Origin of the sequence: Collinsella sp. AF19-1LB (genome assembly GCF_003459655.1) — a bacterium.
Classification (GTDB): domain Bacteria; phylum Actinomycetota; class Coriobacteriia; order Coriobacteriales; family Coriobacteriaceae; genus Collinsella.
Genome location: NZ_QRWO01000090.1, coordinates 1 through 504 on the forward strand (window position 1 = coordinate 1; position 504 = coordinate 504).

At 55.2% G+C, this 504-nt stretch carries 1 protein-coding gene; it reads right to left on the reverse strand.

Annotation, left to right across the window (positions count from 1 at the left end):
* Positions 1-494: DUF6273 domain-containing protein (locus DWX39_RS10880; RefSeq protein ID WP_199411509.1), on the reverse strand; the 494-nt coding region annotated here is incomplete at its 3' end.
* Positions 495-504: the final 10 nt, after the last annotated feature.

Here is a 504-nt window from a genome sequence, read left to right on the forward strand (position 1 = left end):
CCAATGCCAAGACAAGAGTTGCCCGAATAGTTGTTCGTTACCTTGCCCTGGAACGCCTCGTACTGGGTTCCCTCGGAGGAAGTCCAGGGATAGCCGGATGCCCAATAGGAGGCGGGGACGATCTCGGAGTAGCTGAGCAGGAACAGTTTGTCTGATGTTGCCATGACCGCGGCTGTATCCTCGTTCTGCTCATGGCCGCAGCCAACGTTGTTCGTGAGCTTCTTTACGACCTTAACCTTGAACTGGAAATCGGATGGCAGGAGGTTCCAGATCTCGCCTGAGTTCATCTTCTGGCGAAGTTCCGACTTCTCCCAGCCGCCGGTGTTGTCACTTGTAGCGTTCATGCGGGATTTGATGTTCGTCGAGGTAGTTAGGAACGTCAACCCAGCTTTGCCGGAGCCGGCCGCGAGATCATCGTGGTTGATGCCGATAATGCGGTATTGCATCGTCTCGCCATTGGTGAGCTTGATTGACCACTTTGTGCCGACATCCATCGCGGCCTTC